The 14,914-nt window shown below is 74.4% G+C and carries 11 protein-coding genes and 2 pseudogenes; 1 reads left to right on the top strand and 12 read right to left on the bottom strand.

Annotated elements, in window-relative coordinates; translation table 11 throughout:
* Positions 1–28 precede the first annotated feature (28 nt).
* The 12 genes and pseudogenes from Cba03nite_RS32260 to Cba03nite_RS32205 all read right to left on the bottom strand — a co-directional run bounded on the left by Cba03nite_RS32260 (position 29) and on the right by Cba03nite_RS32205 (position 13,236).
* Positions 29–1,153, bottom strand: a complete 1,125-nt coding sequence (locus Cba03nite_RS32260; RefSeq protein ID WP_239126172.1) for a glycosyltransferase family 4 protein — start codon at positions 1,151–1,153, stop codon at positions 29–31.
* 38 nt (positions 1,154–1,191) lie between these two features.
* Positions 1,192–2,814 (bottom strand): murein biosynthesis integral membrane protein MurJ, encoded by a 1,623-nt coding sequence (gene murJ / locus Cba03nite_RS32255; RefSeq protein WP_239126171.1) that lies wholly within the window; start codon positions 2,812–2,814, stop codon positions 1,192–1,194.
* A 536-nt stretch (positions 2,815–3,350) separates the two neighbouring features.
* Positions 3,351–4,178: pseudogene (locus Cba03nite_RS32250) on the bottom strand (hypothetical protein); the annotation flags it as partial.
* 6 nt (positions 4,179–4,184) lie between these two features.
* Positions 4,185–5,114 carry a copper transporter gene (locus Cba03nite_RS32245; RefSeq protein ID WP_203754505.1) on the bottom strand — a complete coding sequence of 310 codons (930 nt, stop codon included), beginning with the start codon at positions 5,112–5,114 and terminating at the stop codon, positions 4,185–4,187.
* A 28-nt stretch (positions 5,115–5,142) separates the two neighbouring features.
* Entirely contained in the window at positions 5,143–6,321 is a 1,179-nt protein-coding gene (gene steA, locus Cba03nite_RS32240; protein WP_203754503.1) for a putative cytokinetic ring protein SteA, read from the bottom strand.
* 626 nt (positions 6,322–6,947) lie between these two features.
* On the bottom strand, positions 6,948–8,699 hold the full coding sequence (gene recN / locus Cba03nite_RS32235; protein ID WP_203754501.1) for a DNA repair protein RecN: 1,752 nt from the start codon (positions 8,697–8,699) through the stop codon (positions 6,948–6,950).
* 60 nt (positions 8,700–8,759) lie between these two features.
* The gene (locus tag Cba03nite_RS32230; RefSeq protein ID WP_239126170.1) at positions 8,760–9,659 is read right to left on the bottom strand and encodes an NAD kinase; all 900 of its coding nucleotides are present in this window, start codon (positions 9,657–9,659) and stop codon (positions 8,760–8,762) included.
* Between the two features lies 1 nt (position 9,660).
* Positions 9,661–10,482, bottom strand: a complete 822-nt coding sequence (locus Cba03nite_RS32225) for a TlyA family RNA methyltransferase (RefSeq protein ID WP_203754497.1) — start codon at positions 10,480–10,482, stop codon at positions 9,661–9,663.
* 5 nt (positions 10,483–10,487) lie between these two features.
* Positions 10,488–10,712: a hypothetical protein gene (locus Cba03nite_RS32220; protein WP_203754775.1), complete on the bottom strand. Its 225-nt coding sequence runs from the start codon at positions 10,710–10,712 to the stop codon at positions 10,488–10,490.
* A complete protein-coding gene (locus Cba03nite_RS32215; protein ID WP_239126169.1) occupies positions 10,709–11,485 on the bottom strand; it encodes a hypothetical protein in 777 nt (258 codons plus the stop codon). The genes Cba03nite_RS32220 and Cba03nite_RS32215 overlap by 4 nt, the downstream gene beginning before the upstream one ends.
* Before the next feature lie 81 nt (positions 11,486–11,566).
* Positions 11,567–12,367, bottom strand: a pseudogene (locus Cba03nite_RS32210) (HAD-IIA family hydrolase); the annotation flags it as partial.
* Entirely contained in the window at positions 12,364–13,236 is an 873-nt protein-coding gene (locus Cba03nite_RS32205; RefSeq protein WP_203754486.1) for a tetratricopeptide repeat protein, read from the bottom strand. The pseudogene Cba03nite_RS32210 and the gene Cba03nite_RS32205, both read right to left, overlap by 4 nt.
* On the opposite strand from Cba03nite_RS32205, the gene Cba03nite_RS32200 reads away from it, so the two are divergent.
* Positions 13,213–14,914, top strand: a 1,702-nt coding sequence (locus tag Cba03nite_RS32200; RefSeq protein WP_203754483.1) for a hypothetical protein, incomplete at its 3' end; no start/stop codon positions are given. The two genes, Cba03nite_RS32205 and Cba03nite_RS32200, sit on opposite strands and share 24 nt — an antisense overlap.

Raw genomic sequence — 14,914 nt, 5'->3', positions numbered from 1 at the left:
CTGCGGCGGAGGGGTGGCCGGGGCAGCATCAGGCGCGCCCCGTACGGGCCTGCGCGGTCAGCTCGGCGTACACGGCGCGCACCCCGGCGATGGTGGCCGGCTCGTCGGGCCAGGTCGCGGCCTGCGCGGTGCCGCGCTCGGCCAGGCGGGCGCGGGCCTGCTCGTCGCCGAGCAGCTTGCGCACCGCCGCGTCCAGGCCGTCGGGGTCGTTGGGCTCGATCAGCTGCGCGCCGTCGCCGACCAGCTCCGGTATGCCGCCGACGGCCGTCGCCACCAGCGGCAGGCCGCCGTTGAGCGCCTCCTGGGCGAACAGCTGCCGGGCCTCCCAGACGCTGGTGACCACGGCGAGGTCCGCGGCGGCGATCAGGTCGCCGACGTCGTTGCGGTGGCCGAGCAGGGTCACCGGGGCGCGCAGCTGCGAGATCTGCGCGGCGAGGTCGAGGTAGGACGGGCCTTCGCCCGCGATCAGCACGCGCGGCATCGGGGACATGTCCCGCCAGCGCGCGGCGACGCTGACCAGCATGTCGTACGCCTTCTGCGGGTGCAGGCGGCCCACCGACAGCACCACCGGCACGCCGTCGGCGAGGCCCAGGCCGGAGCGGACCGCGGCCCGGGAGCGCCGGGTGCGCCGAAGCCGGGGCGCGGCGACCGGGGCCAGCCGGGCGTCGGCGGCGCCCACCGCGTTCGCGCGGGTGACCAGGTCGGCGGAGGCGCCGAGGGTGACCGCGGAGGCGCGCGCCACGATGCGCTCGACGATCGTGTGCACCCGGCCGCGCAGTCCCGCCCGCAGCGGGGCGTTGTGCCAGGTGGTCACCAGCGGGCAGGCGGGCCGGGCGAGCGCCGCGGCCAGACCGGCGCGCAGGCCGTGCGCATGCAGCACGTCCGGCCGGGCCCCGGCCAGGAACTGGCGCAGCGCGCGTACCGCACGCATGTCACTGGGGTGCAGCTCGGCGGGGATCTCCACCGGGTGGAACCGGGCGCCGCGGTCGGTGAACCGGAAGTGCTCCTCGGTGGCGGCGGGGCCGCACACCGTCACGTCGCACCCGGCCTGCGACAGGCCCTCGGCCAGGCCGGCCACGTGCTGGCCGATGCCTCCCGTGCTGGAGGCGAGCAGCAGCACGACACTGCCGGTCCATTCGGTCCCCGTGGTCAACGGTCCTCCCGCCTCTCGCCCCGTGTGTGCCGCGCCCGTCATCCGCGCCGGCGCCGCACCCGGTCGAGCAGTGGCCGCAGGTCCGGCAGGTCGAGCAGGGCGCAGACGATCAGAAAGACTACAAGCGACACGCCACCGGACAGCATGCCCTGTCCGGCCAGACCCATGATGCCGGGGGTCCCGGACACCACCGCGCGCCCCGCCTCGATGCCCGCGACCGCACCCGCCAGCGCCGCGACGGAGGCCGCCAGCGCCGCGCGGAACAGCCCGGACAGGGCCGGACCGCCCACCCGGGCACGGACCGCCACGGCGAGCAGCACCGCCATCACCAGCATGCCGATCGAGTTGGCCGCGCCCAGCGCCGCGGCACGCGCGCCGTCGGGCAGGGTGTGCGAGAACACCAGCGCCGCGACCAGCGCGACCGCCCAGCCGCCGGACACGCCCAGCGCGGCGAGCCGGTTCGCACCGACCGCGTACAGCGTGCGCTGGTGCAGCGCGGACAGGCCGTAGCCGAGCAGGCCCGGCGTGAAAGCGATCACAGCGGTGGCCAGCGCGCGGCTGCGGGCCGGGTCGCCGTCGGTGTACGTCAGCAGGGCCGCCGCCGGAGCCGCCACCGCCGCCAGGCCCGCCGCGCCGAGACCGCTGAGCAGCAGCACCGCCCGGCCGGTGCGGGCCGTGGTGAGCCGCAGGGTGCCCGTGTCGGCGGTGGCGTGCGCGGTCGCGATCGCCGGGTAGGCCGCCGTCGCCGCGGGCACCGCCAGCACCGCCCAGGGCAGCAGGTAGACCGTCTGGGCGAGGTTGTAGACCGCGTTGGTGGCCGGGCCGGTGTCCGACGCCAGCCGGATCGTCACCAGCAGCGCGACCTGCTGCGCGACGACCGTGGCCATACCCGCCGCGGCCAGCCCGCCGATGCGCCGCCGCTGCCCCGGGTCGACCGAGAACGTCGGCCGCAGCCCCAGCCGCAGCCGGCTCACCGGAATCACCAGGCACAGCGAGAGCACCACCACTCCCAGCGTGGTGCCGACGGACAGGATCGCCAGCTCGCCAACGGACACCGTCTCCGCCGCGGGCCACTTGCCCGCTCGCGAGGCGAAGAGCACATACGCGCCGATCACGGTGAGGCTGGACAGCAGCGGGGCGAGCACCGGCCAGGCGAAGCGGCGGTGCGCGTGCAGCACGCCGGTGAGCACGATGCCGATCCCGTAGAGCGGCAACTGCGGCGCGAACACCCGCAGCATCGACTCCCCCGCCTCGTGCAGGACCGGGGAGTTTCCCGGCTGGAGCAGCGACATCACCGTGCCCGCGCCGAACCACAGCAGCACCGCCAGCGGCACCAGCGCGGCCAGGGTCCAGGTGAGCAGCGCCGAGACGGTGCGGCGCACCTGGTCGCGGTCCCCGGCGGCCAGCGGCCCGGCCAGCAGCGGCACCACCAGCCCGGCCAGCGCGCCGCCTGCGACGATCTCGAAGATGATGTTCGGGATGGTGTTAGCGGCCAGGTAGACGCCGCCGAGGTCGTCGACGCCGACGGTCTGCGAGAAGACCAGGGTGCGGGCGAAGCCCGCGAGCCGGCTGAGCACCGTCAGCCCGGCGATCAGCGTCGCGGCACCGGCGATCCGCGCCGCAGCGGGGCCGCGCGGCGCGACCCTGTCGTCAGCGGTCACGGTCATTTCTGGGTACGGCGCGGGGCCCGTGCTCGCGGCTGCGGCTTGGCAGCGGCCTCCTCGGCCGGTGTGGCGGCCTCGGCGTCGGTGGCGTGGTCGACCTCAGCAGCGCGTGGCCCATGGCCGCCACCAGCGTCAGCGGCCTGCCGGGATGCCTTGCGTGCGGCAGCGCGCCGCGGCGTCGCGGCCTGCTCCCCCGTCACCGGCACCTGCGGAGCGCTCGCCCCGTCGCCCGCTGTCGGATCGGCAGCCTGCGCCGAAGTGCTCGCCTGGACCGTCGAGGGCCCGGCAGCCTGCGGCGGATTGCTCGTCTGGCCTGTCACGGACGCGGCAGCCTGCTGCGGCGGAGTGCCCGGCTGGCCCGTCGTGGGTGCGGCAGCCTGCGGCTGCTGAGTGCCTCCTGCGCGGCCCGTCAGCGCCGCCAGCGGGGTTCCGGCTGCCGGGCCTGGCTGCGGCGTCGTCGTGGCCACTGCCTGCGGCGCGGGATCGTCGGCGGCCTGGCGCGCCTGCGGAAGCTGCTGCTTCGGGGCCGGGAGGCGGCCCCAGGCGTCGATCTCGCGGAGCACGGGGGTGCGCTCGATGACCTTGGTGAAGCTGACCTTCTCGCTGGCGAGGGTGAGCGCACCGATGCCGGTGAGCAGCGCGGCCCGGCCGAACAGCCCGGTGCGCGCGGTGGCGGCGACGCCGAGCAGCGCGCCGAGCGCGTTCGCGCCGGAGTCGCCGAGCATGATCTCCTCGCCGAGGTCGTCGGGCAGCAGCCCGGCGCTCGCGCCGACGGGCCCGGCGGCCAGGCCGCCCGCGCGAGTGGCGGTCAGCGGCGCGCCGACCAGCAGACCCGCCTTGAGCGCCCGGCCGGGGCGCAGGTCGAGCAGGTTGTACAGGTTCGCGCTGCCCGCGATGACCCCGGCGCCCAGCGCCACCTCGGCGGCCCGCCCGAGCCTGCCGCGGCCGCGCCGGTCCGGCAGCAGCGCCGCCGCCGCGAGAGCGCCCGCGCCCACTCCGGCGATCTTCACGAGTCCGCTGGTGACCCGGCCCTCGCGCAGCGCCCGCAGGTGCCCGCGGAAGCCCTTGTCGCCCTTCTGGTCGGGGCGCGCGCCGACGATGTCGTCGTACAGGCCGACCGCCCCGCCGGAGAGCCCGGCGGCGAGCGCGGCCGTGGCGGTGCGCGCGTCACCGGCGCCGAGGGCGCTGCTCACGCTCGCCGAGACGGCCAGCGCGGGACCCCCGGCGAGGGTGACCGTGCGGCCGCGGAAGTTCGTGCGCTCCAGCCGCGCCGCCTCGGGGCGGGTGCGTGCCGTACGCAGTGCGGCCCGGGCGCCGTAAGCGCCCAGGCCGATCAGTGCTACTCGGGCGAGTAAGCCCACCTCAGCTCACTTCTGCTGCTGCGGGAGCAGCGCGCTGGCGTTGGTGCCGACGCCGTAGTGGCCGGCCTTGTTGTCGGAGAACTGTTCGTGCAGCGCGAGCGCCGAGGCGACCTGGCCCTGCACCGTCTCGGCGTTGTCCACGGTCGAGATGGTCTTGGCGAGCGTGGCGTCGTCGCGTACCTCGATCATGAGGTTGCCCTCGCCGCCCAGCACGCCGCCGACGACCGCGACCCCGGCGTGGTCGAACTGCACCGCGGTGGTCTTGACCGCGGCGTTCTTGCCCGCGGCCTGGCTGTCGGTGTACGGCGAGCCGGAGACGATGACCACGGCCTCGGCCGGGCCGGACACGCTGCCGACGACCGTCAGGTAACCGAGCTTGCTGTACGCCGCGAGCACCGCCGCGCGGTCCGCGGCCGGCACCGCCGGGGTCCGGTCGAGCAGCACCGCGGCCAGCAGCGCGCTGGACGACTCGACGCCCTCGCTGTTGAGCGGGATCGCGGTGGTGGGCACGCTGGCCGGCTCGGCCTTGTTCTCCAGGTCCAGCAGTTCGACGCTGTTGTCCGGGTTGAAGAACTTGTCGGTCAGCTCGACGGTGCCGACGGTCTTGGCACCCGCGGTCTTCAGCATGGCCTCCAGTCCGTCCACCTGGTCGCGGCCCGACGGCATCACCAGCAGCAGCACGCGGCGGTTGGTGAGCTTGCCGTTCAGCATGATCGGCGCGGCCTCGGTGACGAACTGCTCCTCGCGGTTGGCCTGGTCACGCAGGCCGGTCACCTGGTCGCGCAGCTGCGAATTGTTCTTGCGCAGCGCGTTGACGTTGTCCTCGAGCGCGTCGGCCGCCGGGCCGTTGAGCGCCGCGGTTCCGACGACCAGCCCGATGGCCAGGGCCAGGAACACCGCCGTCATGGACACCACGTGGTACCTAAAGTTGATCACGTCAGAGCCTCTTGATCGTCCGGGGTCCCTAGAACAGCCGCTGCAGGTGGAACATCACGTCGTCCCACCACTCCGCGGCCAGCGACAGGTAAGCCTTGCCCACGGTGGACACGGCGACGGCCGCCGCCATCGCCGCGATGGCGGACAATACCAGCAAAAGCAGCGAGGAACCTGAAATGCTCTGCCGGTACAGCCGGCTGACGCCCTTGGCGTCGACCAGCTTTCCGCCCACCCGCAGCCGGGTGAGGAACGTCGACGCCATGCCCCCGCGGCCCTTGTCCAGGAACTCCACCAGCGTGGCGTGGGTGCCGACGGCCACGATCAGGGTCGCGCCCTTCTCGTCGGCCAGCAGCATCGCGATGTCCTCGCTGGTCGCCGCGGCCGGGAAGGTGATCCCGGAGACACCGAGCTGGTGCACCCGGTCCAGGCCGGGCGCGCGGCCGTCGGGGTAGGCGTGCACGACCACCTCGGCGCCGCAGCGCAGCACGTCGTCGGTGACCGAGTCCATGTCCCCGATGATCATGTCGGGGGTGTATCCGGCCTCGACCAGCGCGTCCGCGCCGCCGTCCACACCGATCAGGACCGGCTTGAACTCGCGGATGTACGGCCGCAGCACGTCCAGGTCCGCCTTGTAGTCGTAGCCGCGCACCACGATCAGGCAGTGCCGCCCGGCGATCTGCGTCTTGATCTCGGGCACGCCGACGCCGTCGAGCAGCAGCTCGCGCTCCTGCTTCAGATACTCCATGGTGTTCGCCGCGAACGCCTCCAGCTGCACCGACAGGCCCTCGCGGGCGTCGAGCATGGCCTTGGCGATGCTGTCGGCGTCCTGGCGCACCCCGTGCCCGACCGGCTCGCCGCGCACGTACACGGTGTTGCCCTCGACCCGGACGGTGTCGCCCTCCCGGATCTGCTGGAAGACGCCCTCGCCCAGGTCGTCGAGCAGGGTGATGCCCGCCTCGACCAGCACCTGGGGGCCCAGGTTCGGGTAGCGGCCGGAGATGGACGGCTTGGCGTTCAGCACCGCCGCCACGCCCACGGCGACCAGCGAGTCGGCGGCCACCCGGTCGATGTCGACGTGGTCGATCACGGCGATCTCGCCGGGACGCAGCCGACCGACCAGCCGCTTGGTGCGGCGATCGAGCCGAGCGGTGCCGGTCAGGATCCCGGGTTCGGCGGGCCGGGTCCGGCGCAAGGTGGGAAGACGCATCGCAGCCATCCTGGCATGTCAGTCCGGTGTTGGCGCGCACCGACACCCATGATCGACCCATCCGGGCCGAATTGTGATGTCCGAAACCTCGCCGACCCCATCGTGACATCCGTCCGCCTCTGCCGCCGACCGGCACGCCCGTCCCAGCTGCTCATATCGGGCAAACCATGCCGATTCTGCACCCTCCAGCAGGGGTCGGTGACCTACCTCATGCCCGCCCCCACCACCGCCGGGATCCCGCGCCTGCGCCGGATGTTGCGACGCGAACCCGCGATCTTCCGCAGGTAGTCCGACCACCGCAGGGGGCATGATCGCTAGTTCGTGTCGCGATGTGCGGTCCCACCACAGGTTTCGACACGAACCCGCGATCTTCCCGGAGGCAACCCGACCGCTGCGAGGGCATGATCGCGATCTCGTGTCGGAAGGTGTGGCTCAGCCGCACTTTGTGACACGAGATCGCGATCATCGCGGGTCGCGAGTCGCGGGTGGCGGGTGGCCGGTGCCCGTGGCTGGATGTCGGCAGATTCGGGCGTGGCGGGGAGCGGCGGCTGCGGCCCCTAAGGTTCCGGAACGCGAAGGGCACCCGGCCGCCGGGTGGCGGTGGGTGCCCCTCGCGGTTTGGACGGTCAGGCGGCGTTGGCGCGTTCGCGGGCGGCGACCGCCAGCAGCTCCTCCGCGTGGGCGATGCCGAGGTCGGAGTCGGGCAGGCCGGCGAGCATGCGGGCCAGCTCACGGGAGCGCTCGGTCTCCTCGACGACGCGCACCCCGCTGGTCGTGATCGCGCCGCCGGTGTCCTTCGCCACCACCAGGTGCCGGTCGGCGAACGCGGCCACCTGCGGCAGGTGCGTGACGACCAGGACCTGGTGGTTGCGGGCCAGCCGGGCCAGGCGCCGGCCGATCTCGACCGCGGCGGTGCCGCCGACGCCCGAGTCGACCTCGTCGAAGACGAGCGTGGGCGGGCCGCCCGCACCAGCGAAGACGACCTCGATGGCGAGCATCACCCGGGACAGCTCACCGCCGGAGGCGCCCTTCTGCAGCGGCAGGGCGGGCGCGCCGGGGTGGGCCAGCAGGCGCAGCTCGATGTCGTCGGCGCCGTCGGCGGTCACCCCGGACTCGACGCCGCCGACCGGCAGGCTGATGTCACCGGCCGGGCGCGGCACGACCAGCACCTGGATGCGGGCGTGCGGCATGGCCAGACCGGCCAGCTCCACGGTGACCTTGTCGGCGAACCGGCCGGCCGCCTCCAGGCGCGCGTCACGCAGCTTCGCGGCCAGCTCGGCGACCTCCCCGGCGAGCCGGTGCATCTCCCGCTCCAGCTCCTCCAGCAGCTCGTCCGAGCTGTCCAGGGCGCCGAGGCGGGCGCGGGCGTTGTCGGCCCAGGCGATCACGCCGTCGATGTCGTCGGCGTACTTGCGGGTCAGCGAGCGCAGCGCGGCACGCCGCTCGTAGATGAACTGCAGCCGGGCCGGGTCGGCGTCGAGGCTGGCCAGGTACGTCGAGAGTTCGACGGAGACGTCGCCGAGCAGCGACGCTGCCTCCTCCAGCCGCGCGGCGAACTCGCCGAGCTTCGGGTCCACGCCGGACTGCGACTCCAGGGTGCGCCGCGCGGTGCCGACGAGGCTGGTCGCGTCCTCGCTGTCGGTCTCGCCGCCACCGGCCACGGCCTGGTGCGCGATGTGCGCCGCCGTACGCAGACCCTCGGCGTGCTCCAGCCGCTGGGCCTCGGTGCGCAGCTCGTCGTCCTCGCCGGGCTGCGGGTCGACCCGGGTGATCTCGTCGAGGCCCAGCCGCAGCAGGTCGGCCTCCTGGGCCCGGGTGCGCGCGTTGCGGCGCCGGTCGGCCAGGTCGTCGGCGACCCCGCGCCAGCGGGTGAACAGCTCCCGGAACTCGACGAGCAGCTTCTCGTGCTCGGGACCGGCGAAGCGGTCCAGCGAGCCGCGCTGCTCGGCGGGGCGCAGCAGCCGCAGCTGGTCGGACTGGCCGTGCACGGCGAGCACCAGCTCGCCGACCTCGCCCAGCAGCGACACCGGCACGGTCCGCCCGCCCACGTGGGCCTTGGAGCGGCCTTCGATGGTGACGGTGCGGCTCATCAGCAGGCTGCCGTCGACGTCGGACTCGGCGCCCGCGTCGGCGACCCGGGTGGCCACCGCGCTGGCGGCGTTGCCCGTCAGGCGCAGCCTGCCTTCGACCGTGGCCCGGCCCGGTTCGGCCCGGACCCGCCCGGCATCGGCCCGGCCGCCGAACAGCAGGCCGAGACCGGTGACGACCATGGTCTTGCCGGCACCGGTCTCACCGGTGATGACGTTCATGCCGCGGGTCAGCGGGAGGGTGGTGTCCTCGATCACGCCGAGGCCGGTGATGCGCAACTCTTCCAGCACAACAGGTGACAGTAGCCCGCCCCTCCGACAGTGTCACGCCGGGCCGTGCGTTTGTACCGCTCAGTGACCAGGGTGGCGCGGTCCGTGCCCCCGCCAGCCCTCCACCGGCAGCCCGAACTTCGCCACCAGCCGGTCGGTGAACGGCCGCGGCCGCAGCCGCGCCACGCGCACCGCCAGCTCGCCGCGCCGCATGGTGACCTGCGCCCCGGGCGCCAGGCTGTACACGCGCCGGCCGTCGCAGCTCATCACCGCGTGCTCGGTGTACGGGTCGATGGTCACCTGGATGACGGAGTCCGGCGCGGTCACCAGCGGCCGGCTGAACAGCGCGTGCGCGCTGATCGGCACCAGCAGCAGCGCCTCCACCCGCGGCCACACCACGGGCCCGCCCGCCGAGAAGGCGTACGCCGTCGAGCCGGTCGGGGTGGCGCACACCACGCCGTCGCAGCCGTAGCGCGACAGCGGGCGCCCGTCGACGTCGACCAGCAGCTCGAGCATGCGCTCGCGGTTGCCCTTCTCGACGGTGACCTCGTTGAGCGCCCACGACTCCGCGATCACCTCACCGGCCAGCTCGGCCGTGACGTCGATGGTGAGCCGCTCCTCGACGCTGTAGTCGCGGGCGACCACGTCGCGTACCGCCTGGTCGAGGTCGGCGATCTCGGCCTCGGCCAGGAACCCGACCCGGCCCAGGTTGATGCCGAGCAGCGGCGCGCCCTCGGGGCGGGCCAGCTCGGCGGCGCGCAGCAGGGTGCCGTCGCCGCCGAGGGCGAACACGATCTCGGCCCCCTGCGCGGCGCAGGCGCCCGAGATCGGGGTGACCCCGGACAGGTCCAGGTCCTCGGCCTCCTCGGCGACCACGCGCACGGTGAAGCCCGCGGCGATCAGGTCCCGCGCCACGGTGCGGGCGTGGTCGGTGGAGTCCTTCCGGCCGGTATGGGTGACGAGCAGCGCCACGCGCTCCAATTCAGTCCTCCGCGTCAGGTGCGTTCGGCACCCCAGCCTCCACCACGGCGCGGATGTCCGCCACCGCGGGGGCGGGTGCGTCACGCCGGAACCACACGAAGAACTCCACATTGCCCGACGGCCCTGGTAGCGGGCTTGCCGTCACCCCGGCCGTGCCCAGGCCGAGCGCGGTCGCCGCGGTGGCGACGTCGAGCACGGCCTCGGCCCGCAGCGCCGGATCACGCACCACGCCGCCCGCGCCGACCCGCTCCTTGCCGACCTCGAACTGCGGCTTCACCATCAGCACCAGGTCACCGTCGGTGCACGCGGCCAGCGCGGGCAGCACCAGCCGCAGCGAGATGAACGACAGGTCGGCCACGGTGAGTTCCACCACGCCGCCGATGACCTCGGGGGTGAGCGTGCGCACGTTGGTGCGCTCGTGCACCTTCACCCGCTCGTCGGTGCGCAGCGACCAGGCGAGCTGCCCATAGCCGACGTCCACGGCGACCACCTCGGCCGCCCCGCTGCGCAGCAGCACGTCGGTGAAGCCGCCGGTGGACGCGCCCGCGTCCAGGCAGCGCCGCCCGGCCACGGCCAGCCCGCGCGGCGTGAACGCGGCCAGCGCCCCGGCGAGCTTGTGCCCGCCCCGGGACACGTAGTCGTCGCCGGTGGACTCGCCGGTGACGCGTAGCGCGTCGGCCGGGTCGACCATGGCCGCGGCCTTGTGCGCCACGGTGCCCCTGACCTCGACCCGGCCTGCGGCGATCAGCTCACCGGCCTGCTCCCGCGACCGGGCCAGCCCGCGCCGGACCAGCTCCGCGTCCAGCCGGACACGTCGTGCCATGGGTGTTACGCCTCGATCGCGGCGAGGACTTCCCGCAGCGTCCGGTGCGCCGCCTCGTACGCCGCGAGCTGCTCGGCCAGCGGCAGGTCGGCGGCGTTGGCCACCCCCCGCACGGCGGCGTCCACGGCGTGATGGCCGGTGGGGCCGGGCATCAGGGTCGCCGGGGTCGGCATCGGACGCGGCGCGGGCACCGCCGGGGAGAACGACAGCGGCAGCTGCGGAGAGCTCATGCCCGGGCCGCCTTGCCGGCCGGAGCCTTCTTGACGGCCTTCTTCGCCACGGCCTTCTTCGCGGCCACCGGCACGTCCTCGGACGCGGCCTGCGGCTCGGCGGCCGGCGCGGCCTTCTTGGCGACGGCCTTCACGGCTTTCTTCGGCGGGGCGGGCTTCGGCGCCGGCTTCGCGGCCTCCGCCTTCTTCGCCGGCCTGGGCAGCTCACGGGGGCGCTCGATGACCTCGGGCCGCTCGGCGACCCCACCCCGCGGTGGCACCCGCACGGCGGGCGGCGCGACCTTGCCCGCGACGGCCTTCTTCGCCACCGGGCTCGCGGTGTCCTCCTCGGCGGCCTCCGCCGACGGCGCGGCGGCCGTGGCACTGCCGTTGGCGGAACCGCCGCCGTTGGCCGAGGCCGCACGCGCCGCCGCGACCGCGGCGTCGATCCTCGCCTCGCGGAGCTCGCCCTCAAGGTCCTCGATCCGGGCGGTCAGGGTGGCGACCTCCTCGGCGGTGGCCAGGCCGACCCGGCCCAGGGCACGGTCCAGCTCCAGCCGCACGATCCGCGCGACCGCCTCCCGGTTCTGCAGGCCGGTGCTGACCAGATCCTCGGCCATGGCCTGCAGCTGCGTCGCGGTCGCGCCGCTCTTGCCCAGCAGCCCCTTGGCCGCCTTCTTGACGGTCTTCTCCGCCTTCTTCTTCGACGCCTCGGTCAGCCCGAGGGCCAGCTCGAGGTACGCCTTCACCACGTCCTGCTTCGGCTCGCCCGACTTCTGCGCCACGGCGGTCACCACCTCTCCCGACGACTGCTGCCCAGCACGGGCCGCGTCCACGCGGCCATACCGTTCCGCCGACCAACGCTACAGGGCCGGGACCGCCGGAGCAGCGAAGAGCCCCCCGAGATCCGCCGAGACATACGTCGGGCGCAGCTGCCCGCCCGCCGCGGCGGCCTCGACCGCCGTCGACACGCCGGTCAGCACCAGCAGACTGTCCATTCCAGCGCGGTGCGCGCCGGCGATGTCGGTGTCCAGCCGGTCGCCGACGACCAGCACCCGCCGCGCCGACGCCTGCCCCGCCGCGGTGGCGAACAGGCCCGGCTCAGGCTTGCCGACCACCACGTCCGGCTCCCGCTCCAGCGCGGTGGCCAGCAGCGCCACCAGGGACCCGTTGCCGGGCAACGGCCCGCGCAGGGTCGGCAGGGTCTTGTCGGTGTTCGTCGCGACCCACCAGGCGCCCGCGCGGATCGCCACGCACGCCTCGGCCAGCTGCTTCCAGCCCAGGTCCGGCCCGAACCCCTGCACCACGGCGCGCGGGTTGTCGTCGGCGCTGTCGACCGGCCGCAGGCCCACATCGGCGACCTCGCTGCGCAGCGCGGGCGCGCCCAGCACCAGCACCGGCGCGCCCGGCTCCAGCCGCTGCGCCAGCAGCGCCGCGGCCGCCCCCGCCGAGGTGAGCACCTCGTGCGGCTGGGCCGCGATGCCCATACCGCGCAGCAGGGCGGCGACCTCGGCGGCGCGGCGCGACGCGTTGTTGGTCGCGAAGCGCACCGGTTTGCCCTCTTCCCTCAGGCGGGCCAACGCATCGACCGCCCCGGGAATGGGGCGGTCGATGAGGTACAGCACGCCGTCGAGATCGAAGATGACCAGGTCATAGTTCTCGACGAGCTCGGTCACTTGTCCGTGTCGGCCTTCCGCTCGGCGTCGGCCGCCGGAGCGCCCGGCTTCTCGTCGAAGTCCTCGAGGTCGTCCTCGTCGTCGTCGGTGGCGTCGCCGTCGTAGCCCTCGCCGCCGTCGAGATCGTCGTCGTCCTCGTCGTCCTCGTCGTCGTAGTCCTCGTCATCGTCGTCGAGGTCGTCTTCGTCGTCCTTGTCGCGGTCGTCGGCCTCGTCGTCATCGGACCGGCCCTCGGCACGGCGGGCGGCCGGAGCACGGTCGTCGTCCTCGTCGGACTCGTCCTCGATCTCGACGCCGTCCATCTCCAGCAGGCGCTCGGCCGCGTCGGTCACCGCGTCGGTGTCGGCCGCGGCGGCCTTGGCGAACCACTCCCGCGCCTCCTCGGTCCGGCCGGACTTCAGCAGCGCGTCGGCGTACGCGTAACGCAGCCGCGGCGACCAGTCCTCGGTGGACTCGACGGTCAGCTCGCGCACCTGCAGCATCGCCGCGGCGGCCTCGTGCTGGCCCAGGTCACCGCGCGCGCCGGCGGCGACGATGAGCAGCTCCAGCGCCTCGGGCTGGCTGAGCTTCTCGCGCTCGGCACCGCGGAACAGGTCGATCGCCTTCTCCGGCCGGCCCAGCGCCCGCTCGCAGTCCGCCAGCACGGCCAGGTGCGTCTGCCGCCCGGTCATCCGGTGGTACGTGCGGATCTCCGCGATCGCGCTCGCCCAGTCGCCCGCCTGGTAGGAGGCAAGGCCGACCGCTTCGCGTACCACCGCGATGCGGGAGGCCAGCCGGCGCGCCGCCAGGGCGTGCTCCAGCGCCTTCTCCGGGTCCTCGTCGATCAGCTGCCCGGTCGCGACCAGGTGCCGGGCGACGGTGTCGGCCACCGGCTTGGCCAGCGACAGCAGCTCCGCACGGACCTCGCTGTCGAGGTCGGACGCGCTGATCTCATCGGACAGCTCCGGACCGGGACGGCCCGCGCTCTCGGCGGCCTCGCCACCGGCGCGCTCCTCGCGGTCACCGCGGAAGCCGCCTTCACGACGCTCGCCACCCCGGAAACCGGCACGGTCACCGCGCTCGTCGCCGCCACGGAAACCACCCTCACGGCGGTCGCCGTAGCCAGGACGGTCACCGCCGGAACGGAACCCGCCCTCACGACGCTCGCCGCCGCCGAAGCGCTCACGGTCACCACCGGAACGGAACCCGCCTTCACGGCGCTCGCCGTAGCCGGGACGGTCGCCGCCGGAGCGGTACCCGCCCTCACGACGGTCCCCGCCGCCGAAGCGCTCACGGTCACCGCCAGGGCGGAAGCCGCCCTCACGGCGGTCGCCGTAGCCAGGACGGTCGCCACCGGAACGGAACCCGCCCTCACGGCGGTCACCACCGCTGGAGCGGTCACGGTCACCACCGGAACGGAAGCCACCCTCGCGCCGCTCGCCGTACGACGGCCGGTCGCCACCGGAACGGAAGCCACCCTCACGGCGGTCGCCGTAGCCGGGACGGTCACCACCCGAGCGGAACCCGCCCTCACGGCGGTCACCACCGCTGGAGCGGTCACGGTCACCACCGGAACGGAAACCACCCTCACGACGCTCGCCGTACGACGGCCGGTCACCACCCGAGCGGAAGCCACCCTCACGACGCTCGCCGCCGCCGTACCCAGGGCGGTCGCCGCCGGAGCGGAAGCCGCCCTCACGACGGTCGCCGTAGCCGGGACGGTCACCACCGGAACGGAAACCGCCCTCACGACGGTCACCACCGCTGGAACGGTCACGGTCACCACCAGAACGGAAGCCGCCCTCACGGCGCTCGCCGCCGCTGGAACGGTCACGGTCACCACCGGAACGGAAGCCGCCCTCACGGCGGTCGCCGTACGACGGCCGGTCACCACCCGAACGGAAGCCACCCTCACGACGCTCGCCGCCGCCGTACCCAGGGCGGTCGCCGCCGGAACGGAAGCCGCCCTCACGACGGTCGCCGTAGCCGGGACGGTCACCACCCGAGCGGAAGCCGCCCTCACGACGGTCACCACCGCTCGAACGGTCACGGTCACCACCGGAACGGAAGCCGCCTTCGCGACGGTCGCCGTAAGCCGGCCGGTCGCCGCGGGAACCGCTGTCACGGCCGCCGTATCCGGGGCGGTCGCCGCCCCGCGAGTAGCCGCCCTCGCGGCGCTCGCCGTAGGAGGGCCGGTCGCCGCCGGAGCGGAAGCCGCCCTCGCGACGGTCGCCGCCCTCACGATTGCCGCGGAATCCACCGCGGTCGCCTTCGTCGCGGCGGAACCCGCCGCGCTCGCCCGTGCCGCGCGGACGGTCGTACCCGCCGTCGTAGCCCCTGGCCCGGTCGCCGTCACGGCGGAAACCTTCACGCTTGCCGTGGGAGCGGTCGTAGCCGCCCTTATCGGAGCGCGGTCCGCCACCGCCCCGGCCGGCTTCGCCGGACGAGTCGCGTCCGGGCTTGTCGTTCGAACTCGCGTTCACGGGTACATCCTTCCTGATGCCGCGGAAAATGGCGGCACAACGCACACGAGGGCCTACCCCTGGCGGGGAGGCCCTCGTGTGGAAC

Source organism: Catellatospora bangladeshensis (genome assembly GCF_016862575.1).
Lineage (GTDB): Bacteria > Actinomycetota > Actinomycetes > Mycobacteriales > Micromonosporaceae > Catellatospora > Catellatospora bangladeshensis.
Note: the sequence above shows the minus strand (reverse complement) of the source record. Positions and strands in the feature narration are given on the sequence as shown.